Origin of the sequence: Micromonospora sp. KC207, from assembly GCF_004348615.1 — a bacterium.
In the GTDB taxonomy this organism is placed as follows: domain Bacteria; phylum Actinomycetota; class Actinomycetes; order Mycobacteriales; family Micromonosporaceae; genus Micromonospora.
On sequence record NZ_SMKJ01000020.1, the window covers coordinates 25,213 to 39,667 of the forward strand.

A 14,455-nucleotide genomic window follows, 5' to 3' on the forward strand; every position below is an offset into this window, starting at 1 on the left:
GTCCCTTTCACCTGCCGGGCGTTCTCGCCTGTCCGGGGGCGGAGTTCTGCCGTTCGTGCGTCGCCGTCTCGACTCGTTTCTGAAGGCAGGGGGTGTCGCGGTCGTGGCCGCTGTGGTGCATCCAGAGCCAGATCCTGAGTCGCCCTGTTCGTCTTCTTTCGATGGATCGGAGATCTGATGCGCGTCGCCCTCCTCACCACGACCCAGCACGGTCACCTGAACCCGTATGTTCCGGTGGTCAATGCGCTCCGAACTGCTGGCAGTGAGGTTGAGCTGCTGCTGTTGTCTGCCGACGGTGGCGCGCTCGACGAACGGCGTCGCCAGGCCTTGGGCAAGACGCAGGTCCACGCGATCGGGCAGGTCGAGATGGCGCCGTGGAGCGGCGACCCCGCGAAGATCGGCCCGATGCTCCAGTCGTCGCCGGTGGCAGACCAGACAGCTGACGCGCTCCGTGCGACGGCGCCGGACTTCGTGCTCGTCGATTCGCTGCCGGTCACGGCGTCGGCCATGGTCGGCGCACAGGCGTCCGGCGTGCCGTACGGAATGATCTGGGCCAACCTGGGTGGCGTATGCCCGAGCGAGCATCGACGAGGTCGCTGGCCGTACGACGAGCAGGTCGGCGACTACCTGACCAGGCGCGGGGTGTTGTGGTCGACCCGGACTCATTCGGCCCGTTCGCCGATTCTCAATTTGATGCCGACGATTCCTGCTCTCGTCGGGCACGACGCGGTCACCGACGACGGTGTGCAGCTGGTCGGGTTGCCGGGTGCGGCGGGTACCCGCGGCGACGAGGTCGCCTTCTCGGGCCTGGACCGGATCGACCCCGACCGCCCGGTGGTGTACGTCTCCTTCGGCACGATCTTCTACCGGCGGCCGGACCTGCTGCGCACGGTGATCACCGGGGCGGCGGCGACCGGTGCACAGGTGATCGCTGCGGTAGGAGATCTCGCCGAGGAGCTCGCGCTGCCCGACGAAGTGCTCACCGCCCCGTATCTGCCGCAACGTGAGGTGCTCGAGCGCGCCGACGTGTTCATCACCCATGGCGGGTACAACTCCGTGGCGGAGTCGATCCGGGCGGCGACACCGATGCTGGTGATCCCGCTGGCTGTGGATCAGCCTGTTCAGGCGTACTTCGTGGGTAACGCGGGCTTCGGGACGGCGTTGCAGCCGGCCGGCGTCACCGAGCAGGCGGTCGCTGACGCTGTCACCGATCTGCTCGATCCCGCCCGGGACTACCGGGCCCGGCTGCGCGCTGCGCAGCCGGAGTGCGGCGATTCTGCCGTGCGTACGGCCGAGCTGGTCATCAGCACCGTCGAGACGCTACAGCGAAAGGGGGAGCAGTGACGATCGAACTGCAGCGGCCGGTGGGCGACCCGATCGTATTCGATGACCTTGAGCGGCTCTCGTTCCGCGTGGATCGCCGCGCCTACACCGACGACGCCCTGGCCGCACGGGAGATGACCAGGATCTTCGATCGCTGCTGGTTGTACGTCGGGCACGAATCGGAGGTGCCCGGGCCGGGCTCCTACGTGGCACGCGACGTCGGCGGGCGCCCGGTGGTCATGGCGCGCGGGTCCGACGGGGTGATCCGGGTGTTCGCGAACAGCTGCACTCACCGCGGGGCTCTGATCTGCTCGCAGCCGGCCGGGCAGGCCAGGTCGTTCCGGTGCCCGTATCACGACTGGACGTTCTCCAACCAGGGCGACCTGGTCGGGGTCCCGATCCCGGACGGGTACGGGCCGGGCTTCCGAAAGGCGGACTTCGGCCTGGCCCAGCACCGTAGTGACAGCTACCGCGGTTTCGTGTTCGTCACCTTCGATCCACAGCAGCCGCGCACCTTGACCGAGTACCTGGCGGATGCGACGGAGTACCTCGATCTGATCGACGACCAGTCCGAGGTCGGGATGGAGGTGATCCAGGGTGCGCAACTCCACGGGGCTCGGGCCAACTGGAAGCTCATGATGGAGAACAGCGTCGACATCTACCACTTCCGGGCCCTGCACAAGCGTTACGTCGGCTACATGGAGTCGCTGGGGTCGTTGCCACCACGGCGACGAGGCGGCTTCGGCCGCGCCCTCGGACTGGGGCATGGAGCCAACGAGCTGCCACCGGCGGCAGCCCGCCCGCTCGCCTACTGGACGCCGATGTTCGACGCCGAGGTCCGACCTCGGATCGAGGCGACGGCCGCACGGTTCGTCGACCGGTTCGGCGCCGAACGCGCCGAACGGATCACCGGCACCAATCGTGCGCTGCTGATCTTCCCCAACTTGATGATCATCGACGCGATCGCGATCACGATCCGCAAGATCGACCCGATCGGCGCCGGCCAGATGGCCATCACCTCGGTCGCCCTGGCCCCCAAGGACGAGGATCCGGACATTCGGAAACTCCGCAAGAGTCACTACCTGACCTTTCTCGGCCCCGCCGGCTTCGCCACCCCCGACGACATCGAGATCATCGAGTCGTGCCAGCGGGGTTATCTCAACCGCACGGTCCGCTACTCGGATCTGTCACGCGGCATGGGCAAGCAGGTCCCGGAGACGACCGACGAGCTTCCCGCCCGCGAGTTCTGGCGGCAGTGGGACCGGCTGATGCACGGCGACGACGGTCACCTCGAGGTCGCTCACCTGGCCGAGACGCAAGGGGCAGAACCACGATGACCATCGAGCTGACGGTCGACGAAACGGCCCAGGTGCGGTTGTGGCACCGGGTGAGCCAGTTCCTTTTCCGTGAGGCGCGGCTGCTCGACGAGTGGCGCCTGCTCGAGTGGTACGACGAGATGCTGACCGACGACATCCGCTACTCGGTGCCGGCCACCGACGTCCGCGGCGAGACCGCCGATGCGCTCGGGCTCATCGACGACGACGCGGCCCGGCTGCGCCAGCGGATCGAGCAGCTCCTCAACGGTGAGGTGTGGTGCGAGAACCCTCGGTCGCGGACGAATCGGACGATCAGCAACGTGGAGATCCTGACCGATCGGGGCACGCACCTCGACGTGGCGGCGAATGTCATCGTGTACCGGTTCGGGCACGGGCGCTCTGACGCCTACGTCGGAAAATGCCGGCTCGAACTCGTCGTCGACGGCGAGTCGTTCCGGGTCCGCAGACGGGTCGTGGCGCTCGACCACGAGACGTTGTACGAGCACGGAAAGCTCAGCATCATCCTGTGATCGGACAGTGACGGCGGCCGGCCTTGGCAGCGTCCCACCCGCTGCCGCCGTCCCGAGTCTCCCCCGCGAGGTCTACGTCCTCAGTGTCGTTGGTGGCTGCGTCATGCTGGGCCTGGGACTGGTGCTCCCGGTGCTGCCGGTGTACGCGGCGACGTTCGGGGCCGGGCCCACCCAGATCGGAGCGCTCGTCGCCCTGTTCGCGTTGATGCGGCTGGCCACCAGTCCGTTCTGCGGCCGGCTCGGAGTTCGTTTCGGGGAGCGGCGAGTCCTGGTCGCCGGCCTGCTGCTGTGTGCGGTCTCCTCGGCCCTGACGGCGTTCGCCGGGTCCTACGGGCAGCTGCTCGTGTTCCGCGGCCTCGGCGGCGTCGGCTCAGTGCTGTTCTCGGTGTCCGCACTGGCGACGCTCCTGGCGATCTCGCCAGCCGACCAGCGGGGCCGGGCCAGCGCCGTGTTCGAAGCGGGTTTCCTGCTCGGCGGGATCTGCGGACCGGCACTGGGCGGGCTCCTTGCTCTCGTCGCCCTGTCCGCGCCGTTCGTGGCGTACGCCGTGCTGTTGCTGGCCGCCGCGGTGCTGACACTGGCGGTGCTGCGCACCGGTCGAACCGCCGGCGCAGCACCTGGCCGTGACGTGGTCGGGCTGTCGGTCCTGCTGCGGGACCGACGCTACCCGGTGGCTTGCCTCGCGGCGTTGGCGCAGGGATGGGTCTTGTTCGGGCTGCGCAGCGCACTGGTCCCCACGGTGGTCGTGGCGTGGCGGCATGACGTGACGTGGGTCGGGTGGGCGTTCACGATATCCGCCGTCGTTCAGGCGCTGCTGATCATGCCGGCCGGCCGGGTTGTCGATCGGGCCGGCCGCCGGCCCGCCATGATCGCCGGCACCGGTGTGGCTGCGGCGGCGATCACCGCCCTGGTGTTCGTGGACAGGTACGCCTGGCTCGTCGTCCTGCTCAGTGTGTACGCGGCGGGATCAGCGCTGCTCAACGCCGCACCGGCCGCGCTGATCGGTGACGTCGTCGCCGGCCGGGCCGGCAGCGGCGTCGCCGTCTTCTCGATGTGCAGCGATGTCGGCGCCGTGGTCGGACCGGTCGTCGTCGGGCTCATCGCCGAGCGGGTGAGTGTTCCGGCCGCCTTCGGCAGCGGCGCCGTGCTGCTGGTCGTCGCCTTCGTGGCGTCGTGGACGTTGACAACTGTTCGACCAACACGAAGGAGTTGATCGATGAATCAGCCGTCTGCCCGACATGAGCGGGGTGAGGCCATGTTCCAGCGGGTCTTCGGCCGCGAACCGCGTCCGGGTTCCCACCCGGAGTTCCTGCAGATCACCGTCGAGCACTTGTTCGGCGAGATCTGGACCCGCCCGCACCTGAGCGTCGAGGAGCGCGAACTGGTCGCGCTGACCGCGGTCACGCTGGCGCGGACCGATTGGGAGTTGCGCGGTCACATCGGTGCCGCCCTGCACCTCGGGATGTCACGAGAGAAGATCGTCGAAGTCATCATTCAGCTCGCCTACTACGGTGGCTGGCCGGTCGCCAACAACGGGCTGCGCGTCGCCCAGGAGGTCTTCGCCGAGCTGGACGGCGCCACCGGCAGGGACGCCGACCATGACCAGTGAATGGTCCTCCCTCGACCCGGCCGAGAAGGTCGACCTGTGGCGCCAACGGTTCTTCGAGGCCCAGGCGGCCGCAGAGGAGTTCATCCTGGAAGAGCACGGCGAAGAAGGCCTGGCTGCGTGGATCCAGGCGAACTCCCGCATCACCGCGGAGCTGCTGCAAGCGCAACGGCCCGCCGGGGTGTCCGCCACCGATCACTTCATGACCCGGCTGCAGCGTCAGCTGTTGCTGTACGACTCGGCGGTGACCAGTGAGCCCCAGCCCTCGGGCACCGTCCTGCGCAACGCCGACTGTGGGATCCTCCGGTACCGCAAACGGGCCGCCCGCGCCGGCGTGGTCCTGACGTTCTCGTCACCGTGCCCGTACTGCCAGGAACTCAACACCGCCATCGCCGCCCGCTACGTGGAACCGGACGTCACGGTGTCGTGCGAACAGTCGGGCGACGGGTGCACCTGGCGTGCGGAGTCTCCTCACGCTCCGGCAGAGGACGCGGCCGGGTCACCGCACCGCGGACGAGCCGGTGATTGAACCAACGGCAGTGCCGTGCGGTCGACGGCCTGCGACCGGCTGCCGTCGAGCGTCATGCCGAGTTGCCGGCCCACGGCCACACACAGGTCGAGCGCCGCGGTGCGGGTCAGGTCCTGATGATCGTTCTGGGTGAAGCACGCCGACGCCACGTTCTTGTTCCGTAGGCGCAGGTACCACGGGAACAACGATCCCAGTGCAGGCTCGGTCAGCATCGTGCGCGAATGCACGATCGTCCCCACCAGCAGGTTGCCGAACGGGCGTTGCCTGGCGTTCATGAAGCTCTTCAAGCGTTCCTGAAAGATCTTCAGCACCGCGGGTACGTTCCCCGCGTACACCGGCATGGCGAGCAGCATCGCCTGCGCGCCCTCGGCCAGATCGACGACATGCTCGAAGTCGTCGTCGAGCGTGCACCGGCCCGCCTCGGGATCAAGGCAGGTGTCCTCGCCTTCGCACATCGCGATGCGATGGTCGATCAACCGAATCCGCTGGATCTCCGCGTCGCCGACCTCCCGGACGACGCCGGCGATCGCCGCCTCGAGCAGCGCGTCGGTCAGCGACGGGAGACGCTTCTGCGTGCAGGACAACGCGACGATCTTCATCCGAAGGGCCTCCCCTGTCCGCTCAGCGCCACCCAGGACCGGCCACCTGACGAAGCCCCCTGGTGGCCGCACACCGGGGCAGCCTCAACCTACTCACAATTGAGCACCACCGAAACGGGTATCGCAAGGGTGCGTCTCGCTCGTCACGCCCGACGTCGGCGGAGATCCGGGCGTACGAGACGACCTGGTCGACGTGGGCGAGCCGGTCGCGGGTCGACGCCTCCGTGCCGGCGATCACCGGCCCGAACCCGACGTTGAGCGCGTGCGCGGTCAACAGTGCCGCGACCGCAACCTGCAGGTCCGCCAGCCGCGACGTGCCGCCGGAAGCCGAGGTGAACGCCGCCGGGAAGTCCGGATACAGCGCCATCAGCTCCAGAACCTGCACCTCCAGCCACCGCACCGTGGCCACAACGTCGCCAGCTCGCGCATACGGGTGCCCGGCCAGCTTTCGCGTTGGGTGACACGCCGTCCGGCTTGTCGGCCGGTCAGCAGCGTCGGGGTCGGGCTGCGGCGGTGGCAGATTCCGTCGGGGACGACCAACTCTGGGGCGTCGTCGAACGACCGTAGGATACCCCCCGCGCCGGCTGAGCCGATGAAGTAAGTCAAGCCTTACCTTTTCGGAGATTCTGCCGACAATAGGTGGACGTGGAGCCGAACGAACAAATCGCCGCCGAACAGTCCCACGTGTCCGCCATGTACCAACGATTGGATGCCGAGGTCGCCGCAGTGCGCACCGAGCAGGCCGCGCTGGACGCCGTGCCACCTGCCGAGCGGCCCGCAGTCGCCGCGATGCTGGCCGGCAGGCTCGCCGGTCTCGAGTCCGCCGAGCCGGGGTTGTGCTTCGGGCGCATCGACCGCACCGGCGCGCAGCCGCTGCACGTCGGCCGCCGCGGGCTGTGGGCCGACGGCGAACCACTGCTCGTCGATTGGCGGGCCGAGGCAGCCCGACCGTTCTACACCGCGACGCCAGCCCACCCGATGGGCCTGCGCCGACGCCGGCACCTGCGGCTCGACGGGCGGACAGTGGTGGGAATCGCCGACGAGCTGCTCGACGGTTCGCCGCCCAGGGCAGGGGATGTGGTCGGCGACGGGCCGCTCGCCGAGGCGCTGAGCGCACCGCGTACCGGCCGCATGCGCGACGCCGTCACCACACTGCAGGCCGAACAGGACGCCGTAATCCGCGCACCGGGGCGGGGCGTGACCGTGGTGCAGGGCGGACCGGGCACCGGCAAGACGGTGGTGGCGCTGCACCGGGCCGCGTACGTGCTGTTCGCCTACCCGCCCGCCGCCCGGGGCGTCCTGGTGGTGGGCCCGGACGCGCGCTTCCTCGACTACATCTCGCAGGTGTTGCCGTCGCTCGGGGAGCATGACGTGCGCTTGGTCGCCCGCGCCGAGATCGGCGGGTCGGGCCCGGTCGCCGCCGAGCCGCTCGACGTGGCCCGGCGCAAGGGCCGGGCCACCCTCGCCGCCGAGATGGCCACCCTGGTGCGGGCCCGGCGGCCGGCCGCCACGGCGGCTACCCTGCCGGCCGGGCCGGACCGGATCACGCTCGACGCCGCGGCGGTCGGCGACGCCCTCGCGGCCGCGGCGGGCCTGCCCCACAACCCGGGCCGGGCCGCGTTCCGAGAACGGCTGGCCGACCATGCCGCGCAGGCGCGGGTCCGGGCCGTCCGCGAGCAGCTGGACCGGTGCGACGCGGAGGCCGCCGTGGCCACCGGCGTCGACCTCGACGAGGCGGTGGCGGCTGACCTGCGCTCGCTCGGGCTGGCCGGTGTCCCGGCGGTCACCGTCCGGCTGGTCGACCCGGCCGCGGCCCGCGCGGATCTGCGCGCCTGTCCCGCCCTCGACTCGGCGGTCACCAGCCTCTGGCCACCACTGTCCGCCGAGGAGGCGGTCGAGGATCTCCTCGCCGCCCATCCCGAGCTGGGCCGCGAGCCGGGCGCACCGTGGACCGCGGCCGACCTCGCTCTGCTCGACGAGGCACGCGAGCTGCTCGACGGCCCGCCCGGCGAGGTATACGGACATGTCGTCGTCGACGAGGCGCAGGAGCTCACCGAGATGGACTGGCGGGCCGTACTACGCCGCTGCCCGAGCCGGTCGATGACCGTGGTCGGGGACTTCGCCCAGGCCGGCCCGGTCTCCACGGTGAGCGGCTGGACCGAGGCGCTCGGCACCCGGATCACCGTCCACACGCTGACTGTCAACTACCGCACCACCGCGGAGATCCTCGAGGCGAGCCGCGACTTGCTCGCCGAGATCGCCCCGGAGCAGCCGCCGAGCCGGTCGCTGCGGCACGGCGAGCCGCCGCGCGTCCTGACCGGCGCGACCGTCGCGGACGAGCTGCGACCCGGCGAGCTCACCGCGGTGATCTGCGCCGACGCGGACGCGGCCCGGCTGGCCGCCGAGCTCGGAGACCGGGCGCGGGTGCTGCCGGTCTCCCGGGCGCGAGGGCTCGAGTTCGACGCGGTCGTTGTGGTCGACCCCGATCGGATCAAAGCGGCCCGCCCCAGCGGTAAACGCGACCTCTACGTGGCGCTGACCAGGGCCACCCGGAGGGTCACGGTCATCGGAAGTGAGCGGGCCTGATTCACACCGCTCTGTTTGTCGAGGTGCCGGCATCGCCGTCGGTGCTCTTTCTCACCTGCTCTGGCGGCGGGTGCTGGTGTGGAAAACAGCCCTGCCCGGTTTGCGCGGAAACCTACACGACCACTGCGCTTCCCGGATCCCGGGCCGAGTCATCCGGCCACGTGCCTCCGTAGACTGGCTCCCACGGCCAGGGACCGTCGTCGGCAGGGGAGGCTTCCGCAGCACCGTCAACGCCCTTCAACTGAGAGACGATGACCAGTGACCACACCACGCCCAACTGGCGAACCCGCAGGTCAACCCGCGCCAGATTCGCCAGATCGAACGAGAAGCGACAGGGGTGTGACGGGAACCGGCGGGGCGGAGGTACGCGTCGCGGTCGACGAGATGATCCGTGTTCTCGGGTCACACGTCGGAGGCGACTGGACGGTCGCGGCGGGGACGCTGGAGTGGAGCTGCTGGACCACGGTGGCGCACGTCGCGCATGACTTGCTCGCCTATGCGGGGCAGTTGGCTGGGCGGCCTGCGGATGGCTACCTGCCGTTCGATCTGGTGGTCTCCCCCGCCGCGTCGCCGGCCGAGGCGCTGGCGGTCGCCGCCGCGTGCGGCAACCTGCTCGCCGTCGCCCTCGACGCGGCCGACCCGGCCCTGCGGGCCTGGCATTTCGGCCCCTGCGACCCGACCGGGTTCGCCGCGATGGGCGTGGCCGAGACCCTGCTACACACTTACGACATCACCCGGGGCCTGGGGGTGGACTGGCAGCTGCCCGCTCGGCTGGCCACCGTCGTGTTGGCCCGGCTGTTCCCGGACGCCCCGCCCGGCCCGCCGGCCGAGGTGCTGCTGTGGATGACCGGGCGGGCCGCGATCGCCGGCCGGCCCCGCCGCGGCTCCTGGACGTGGCAGGCCGCGCTGCCCTGACCGTGGGAGGCGGCGCGGGCCGGTGCGGTGGGACGGGGACGGCGTTGACCGGGCGGAACCACGACCCGCGGACCCACCGGGTTACGCAGCCAGGCCCCGCCTTCGATCCAACATTCGATGGATCGGAAACGGTCGGGGGCCCGCGTCAAGGTGCTCACCGCGCCGGCCGCCCACCGGGCCCCGCGCGCACCGGCAGGCTATGGTGCCCACCGCTCCTGCCCGGCCCAGTACAGACCGTCGAGGAACCGGTGCATCCAGTCGCGGAACTCCCGGCGTTCCCGCGCCGGGGACGTGCCACCGGCGGCCAACGCCACCACGTGCGCGTGCACGGCCCAGACCAGGCTGCGCACCGTGATGTGCGGGGTGGGCTCGACCAGCGCGCCGGCCGCCGCAGCGGCCCGCAGCAGTTCCTCCACCAACTCGTACAGCGGCGCGGAGTAGCGCTGGTCCAGGTCGGCGTGCCGGTGCGGCTCCAGCCAGCGGCGCAGCCACAGCGCGGTGGTCTCCGGGTGCTCCTGCAAGAAGTCGACGAACACGTCGACCAGGTCGTGCAGCGCTTTCCGGGCGGCGGCGGGGCCGGTGCCGAGGGCGTCGTGGGCCGCCCGCGTCGCCGCCTGTAGCGCCTCCCGCTCCGCGACGAACACCCGGGCGAAGCAGGCGTCGTAGAGCTGCGCCTTCGTACCCGTGTGGTGGGAGACCGTGGCGACGTCGACGTCGGCGGCGGCGGCGACCTGCCGCAGCCCGACGGCGTCGAAGCCCCGCGCGGCGAACAGCTCGGTGGCGGCGGTCAGCACCACCTCGCGGGTGTCGCGGCTCTCGGAACGCCGGGGCCGGCCGGGGCGCCGTCGGGGCATGGTCATGGCCGCCATTGTCCCCCCTGCAATCCAGCAACTGTTGGATTTGGGGCGGTGTGCCGTCGAAGGAACGCAGACCATGCCCCCGGCCCGCCCGCGCGCTGGGCACCGACCTGCCGCGCGGACCGCTGATCGGCTTCGCCGCCGGCTGCCTCGGCATGAGTGCATGGGTCATGGGTCATGGGTCATGGGTCATGGGTCATGGGTCACCGTACCCGGACCGCTGCTGCTGTGCGACGACGACCTGGTGCTGGCCGGATGCCCCGTATGTGGTTCACCGGGATGCAGTTGCTGCCGTTCGCGCGGCCCCCGCGCTGTCCCGGCTGGCCCCGGCCGATGATGCCGACGTCTGCGTCCCGGCCGCGGCGGGGGGCCCGGCCCACCGCCGGCATCGGATTGCCCGCGCACCCGATGCGGGCCAGCCCGCGCCGCTGCCCGTCGGCCGGGCCCGACGGAGGCCGTCGCTAGACTTCCGCCTCGATGGACGACCAGCCCTCCCCCACCGCCGAGACCCGCCCCTGCGCGCACTGCGGACGCGACGTGCCCCAGCGGGCCGGCGCGGGCCGGCCGTTTCGCTACTGCCGGGACAACGACGGCGCCTGCCAGCGGGCCTCACGCAACAGCCGGATGCGCCACCGCAACGCCCCCGGCCTGCCGGGACAGGTGGCCCGCACCTGGGAGGCGGTGGACCGGCTCGACCAGATCGTGCAGACCCTCACCGAGACGCTGCACACGGAGCTGTCCCCGGTCGGGGTGCAGCGGCAGTTGGCGCAGCTGCGCGCGGAGACCGCCGCCGAGCTGGCCCAGGCGCACGCCGAACGCGACGAGGCCCGCCGCGAGGCGCAGGACGCGGCGGCGGGCGCCGCCCGGGCCGGCCAGCAGGCCCGCACGGCCGCCGCCGAACGAGACGCCGCCGTGGTTCGGGCCGACGCCGCGCAGGCCGACGCGGCCGCCGACCGGCAGCGGGCCGACGCCGCCGTGGCGGCCCGCGACGGCGCGCGCCGGGAGGCGGGCGCGGCGCAGGCGCTACGGGTGCAGGCCGAGCGGGACCGCGACGCGGCCCGCCACGAGCTGCGTGCGATGCGCGGCGAACGCGACGCCGAGCGGCAGCGCGCCGCGGACCTGACCGTCGAGCGCGACGCCGCCCGCGCCGACGCGCGCCGCGACGCCGACGCCTCGGCGCAGGCCCGTCGGCGGGCCGAGCAGGCCGACGCCGAGGCGCAACGGGCCCGCGCCGACGCCCGATCCGCCGCGCAGGGCGCCGACGCCGCCCGCGCCGAGGCACAGCGGGCCCGCGAGCAGGCCGACCGGCTGCGCGCCGACGCGGCAGACGCGCGGCGTGAGGCCGAGGCCGCCCGGGCGCAGGCGCAGGCGGCCCGGGATGCCACGGCGGCGCTGTCGGCGCGGCTGGCCGAGGCCGCCGCCGCCCGCGACGCGGCCGCCGCCCAGTTGGCCGCCGCCCGGGAGGCCGCCGCCGCCGTGGAGGGCCGCCTCGGCGAGCTGGACGCCCGGCTGCGTGCGGCCGAGGCCGAACGCGACGCCGCGCAGCGACGTTCGGCACAGCTGGTCGACCAGGTCAGCGACCTGGCCGCCGCGCTGGCCCGGCTGGGCGCCGCGCCGCGCTGAGGCCGGCACGAGTCACGTCGGGGGTCTGCCCGCGCCCGCCGTCGGCCGGCGGTGTCAGTGGATGCCGGCCATCAGCGTCCGGATGTGCCGGGCGAACATGACCGCGCCGAGGCCGAGCAGCACCGACGCCGCCCCGAAGGTGAGGAAGTAGATGGGCTCCGGCCAGGTCTCGGCGAGCCGGGCGACCTGCCCGCCGATCGCGTCGCCCACGGCGGTGGCCAGGAACCACAGGCCCATCATCTGGCTGGCGTACTTGACCGGGGCGAGTTTGGTGGTGGCGGACAGGCCGACGGGGCTCAGCGACAATTCGCCGGCGACCTGGATGGCGTACACGGCGACCAGCCACCACGGGGAGACCAGGTCGCCGCCGACGGCGACCTGCGCCGCGGCGGCCATCAGCACGAACGACAGGCCGTTGAGCACCAGACCGACGGCGAACTTCACGGGGGTGCCGACCCGGTGCCCCAGCCGCAGCCACAGCACCGCGAACAGCGGCGCCCCGACAATGATCAGGATCGGGTTGACCGACTGGAGCCAGGACGCGGGGAAGGTGAACCCGAGCACGTCGCGGTCGGTGTTGTCGGCGGCGAAGATGTTCAGCACCGACCCGGCCTGGTCGTAGATGAGCCAGAACGACGCGGCGAACACGAACAGCCACAGGTACGCCTTCAGGCGGCTGCGTTCGGTGCCGCTGATCTCCCGGTCGGTGAGGATCCGGGTGAAGTACCCGACGGCCACCACCACCGTGGCGACGGTGAGCAGGTTGACCACGGCGTCGACGGTGAACAGCCCGGCGGTCGCGAGCGCGGCCACAACGAGCACGGCGGCGGCGGTGACCAGCCCGATGCGCCGCAGCGCCCGCTGACGGTCGGCGCCCAGCAGCGGGTCAGCGGGTCGGGCCCCGGCGTCGCCGAGGTGCCGGCGTCCCAGGGCGTACTGGATGACCCCGAAGGTCATGCCGACCGCGGCGACGGCGAACCCCAGATGCCAGTTGATCTTCTCGCCGAGCAGGCCGGTGACCAGCGGCGCGATGAACGCCCCGAGGTTGATGCCCAGATAGAAGATCGAGAACCCGGCGTCGCGACGCGGGGAGTCCCGGTCGTAGAGGTCGCCGACCATTGTGGAGATGTTCGGCTTGAGCAGCCCGGTGCCGACCACGATCAGCGCCATGCCGGCGAAGACGCTCCACGCCGCCGGCACCGCCATCACGTAGTGGCCGCAGGCGATGACGACGCCGCCCCACAGCACCGACCGGCGGGCGCCGAGGAGCCGGTCGGCGACCCACCCGCCGGGCAGCGCCATCAGGTACACCATCGCGTTGTACGCGCCGTAGACGGCACTGGCGGTGGATTCGGGCAGGCCCAGGCCGTCGTCGGCGACGGCGGCGGTCAGATACAGCACCAGGATCGCCCGCATGCCGTAGAAGCTGAACCGCTCCCACATCTCGGTGAGGAACAGGGTGGCCAGGGCCCGGGGGTGCCCGAGGAAGGTCCGCCCGCCGGGGGGCCGGCGGGCAACCGGCGCGTCACTGGACATTGACACCTCCGCGCGGCTGGGAATGGGTAACATCCCCGTAAACCGCCGAAACACTCCCACCGATTCGCCCGGCCGGGACGACCCCGCCGGGCACCTGGCGTAGCCGGCTACCCTTGCAGGGTGGCGGGCCTGCCGTGCCCTGCCCGGTGGGCGGGGTGTGGCCCGGCGGAGGCGGGAATGGCCCGGCCGACACGGACCGTTGGACCTGAAGACCAGCACCACGAACGAGGGGAAATCGATCATGGGCGAGCGTATGCTGCGCGGAAGCCGTCTGGGCGCGGTCAGCTACGAATCCGACCGCAACACGGAGCTCGCGCCGCGTCAGACCCGCGAGTACCTCTGCGCCAAGGGCCACCAGTTCGAGGTGCCGTTCGCCGTCGACGCCGAGGTCCCCACGACCTGGGAGTGCAAGTTCGACGGCAGCGTCGCCCGGCTGGTCGACGGCACCGAGCCGGAGCAGAAGAAGGCCAAGCCGCCGCGTACCCACTGGGACATGCTGCTGGAACGCCGCTCGATCGCCGAGCTGGAGGACATCCTCGCCGAGCGGCTCCAGGAGGTCCGCACCCGACGCGGCCGGGCCTGACCCACCGCCCCAACCACACGCGAACACCCCGGGGAGGTCCGACTCCCCGGGGTGTTCGCCGTACACCTTGCGGGTTCCTACCGTTCGACGATCTCACCCTCGATGGCCCGGCCGCCGTCGAGGACCGTCGGCGCGGCCGGCTCCGGCGCGGGCCCCGACTGCGCATCACCCCGGCGCACCCGCACCCGACGTGGCCCGAACAGGTCACCGGCGACCATCGACGACACCCGACGCTCCGTGGCCCGACGCACCCCGGCACGGGCCAGCCGCCGCACCGGCGGCACCAGCAGCAACACCCCCACCAGCCCGGAAACCAGACCCGGCGCCGCCAGCAGCAACGCCCCCACCAGCCCCACCAGCCCGTCGGTGACCTGCTCACCCGGCGGCGCACCCGCCTGCGCGGCAGCCCGGAACCCCCGCCACGCCCGCATGCCCTCCCGGCGCAGCAACAC

General features: G+C 71.9%; 15 protein-coding genes. 10 read left to right on the forward strand and 5 right to left on the reverse strand.

Annotated features, from left to right (window positions below; translation table 11 throughout):
* The first annotated feature begins 177 nt into the window (after positions 1–177).
* The 6 genes from E1258_RS04525 to E1258_RS04550 are packed head-to-tail and all read left to right on the forward strand — an operon-like array spanning position 178 to position 5,304.
* Positions 178–1,344, forward strand: coding sequence for a glycosyltransferase (locus E1258_RS04525; protein ID WP_132397092.1), 1,167 nt, complete (start codon positions 178–180; stop codon positions 1,342–1,344).
* The gene (locus tag E1258_RS04530) at positions 1,341–2,660 is read left to right on the forward strand and encodes an aromatic ring-hydroxylating dioxygenase subunit alpha (protein ID WP_243715180.1); all 1,320 of its coding nucleotides are present in this window, start codon (positions 1,341–1,343) and stop codon (positions 2,658–2,660) included. The genes E1258_RS04525 and E1258_RS04530 overlap by 4 nt, the downstream gene beginning before the upstream one ends.
* Complete coding sequence (locus E1258_RS04535; RefSeq protein WP_132397096.1) at positions 2,657–3,169, forward strand: aromatic-ring-hydroxylating dioxygenase subunit beta; 513 nt, start codon at positions 2,657–2,659, stop codon at positions 3,167–3,169. The genes E1258_RS04530 and E1258_RS04535 overlap by 4 nt, the downstream gene beginning before the upstream one ends.
* Before the next feature lie 7 nt (positions 3,170–3,176).
* Positions 3,177–4,382: an MFS transporter gene (locus tag E1258_RS04540; protein WP_256370955.1), complete on the forward strand. Its 1,206-nt coding sequence runs from the start codon at positions 3,177–3,179 to the stop codon at positions 4,380–4,382.
* Positions 4,383–4,385: 3 nt separating this feature from the next.
* Entirely contained in the window at positions 4,386–4,778 is a 393-nt protein-coding gene (locus tag E1258_RS04545; protein WP_132397100.1) for a carboxymuconolactone decarboxylase family protein, read from the forward strand.
* Positions 4,768–5,304 carry a hypothetical protein gene (locus E1258_RS04550; protein WP_132397102.1) on the forward strand — a complete coding sequence of 179 codons (537 nt, stop codon included), beginning with the start codon at positions 4,768–4,770 and terminating at the stop codon, positions 5,302–5,304. Before E1258_RS04545 ends, E1258_RS04550 begins: the two co-directional genes overlap by 11 nt.
* On the opposite strand, the gene E1258_RS04555 is transcribed toward E1258_RS04550, so the two are convergent.
* Together E1258_RS04555 and E1258_RS04560 are read right to left on the reverse strand one after the other, a co-directional pair.
* Positions 5,247–5,903, reverse strand: coding sequence for a flavodoxin family protein (locus E1258_RS04555; RefSeq protein WP_132397104.1), 657 nt, complete (start codon positions 5,901–5,903; stop codon positions 5,247–5,249). The two genes, E1258_RS04550 and E1258_RS04555, sit on opposite strands and share 58 nt — an antisense overlap.
* A gap of 22 nt (positions 5,904–5,925) precedes the next feature.
* Positions 5,926–6,312, reverse strand: coding sequence for a Tn3 family transposase (locus E1258_RS04560; RefSeq protein WP_132397106.1), 387 nt, complete (start codon positions 6,310–6,312; stop codon positions 5,926–5,928).
* Positions 6,313–6,548: 236 nt separating this feature from the next.
* Between E1258_RS04560 and E1258_RS04565 the strand changes: the two genes are divergently transcribed.
* On the forward strand, positions 6,549–8,489 hold the full coding sequence (locus E1258_RS04565; RefSeq protein WP_243715181.1) for an ATP-binding domain-containing protein: 1,941 nt from the start codon (positions 6,549–6,551) through the stop codon (positions 8,487–8,489).
* Between the two features lie 384 nt (positions 8,490–8,873).
* The gene (locus E1258_RS04570; RefSeq protein WP_165949636.1) at positions 8,874–9,404 is read left to right on the forward strand and encodes a maleylpyruvate isomerase N-terminal domain-containing protein; all 531 of its coding nucleotides are present in this window, start codon (positions 8,874–8,876) and stop codon (positions 9,402–9,404) included.
* 197 nt (positions 9,405–9,601) lie between these two features.
* On the opposite strand, the gene E1258_RS04575 is transcribed toward E1258_RS04570, so the two are convergent.
* Positions 9,602–10,264, reverse strand: a complete 663-nt coding sequence (locus tag E1258_RS04575) for a TetR/AcrR family transcriptional regulator (RefSeq protein ID WP_243715182.1) — start codon at positions 10,262–10,264, stop codon at positions 9,602–9,604.
* A gap of 474 nt (positions 10,265–10,738) precedes the next feature.
* On the opposite strand from E1258_RS04575, the gene E1258_RS04580 reads away from it, so the two are divergent.
* Complete coding sequence (locus E1258_RS04580; RefSeq protein WP_132397112.1) at positions 10,739–11,884, forward strand: hypothetical protein; 1,146 nt, start codon at positions 10,739–10,741, stop codon at positions 11,882–11,884.
* Between the two features lie 54 nt (positions 11,885–11,938).
* Here the strand turns inward: E1258_RS04580 and E1258_RS04585 are convergent, their stop codons facing one another.
* Positions 11,939–13,420: a peptide MFS transporter gene (locus tag E1258_RS04585; protein WP_132397114.1), complete on the reverse strand. Its 1,482-nt coding sequence runs from the start codon at positions 13,418–13,420 to the stop codon at positions 11,939–11,941.
* Between the two features lie 241 nt (positions 13,421–13,661).
* Between E1258_RS04585 and E1258_RS04590 the strand changes: the two genes are divergently transcribed.
* On the forward strand, positions 13,662–14,003 hold the full coding sequence (locus tag E1258_RS04590) for an RNA polymerase-binding protein RbpA (protein ID WP_007070998.1): 342 nt from the start codon (positions 13,662–13,664) through the stop codon (positions 14,001–14,003).
* Between the two features lie 77 nt (positions 14,004–14,080).
* Here the strand turns inward: E1258_RS04590 and E1258_RS04595 are convergent.
* The coding region (locus tag E1258_RS04595) for an FxsA family protein (RefSeq protein WP_132397116.1) at positions 14,081–14,455 on the reverse strand (375 nt) is incomplete at its 5' end.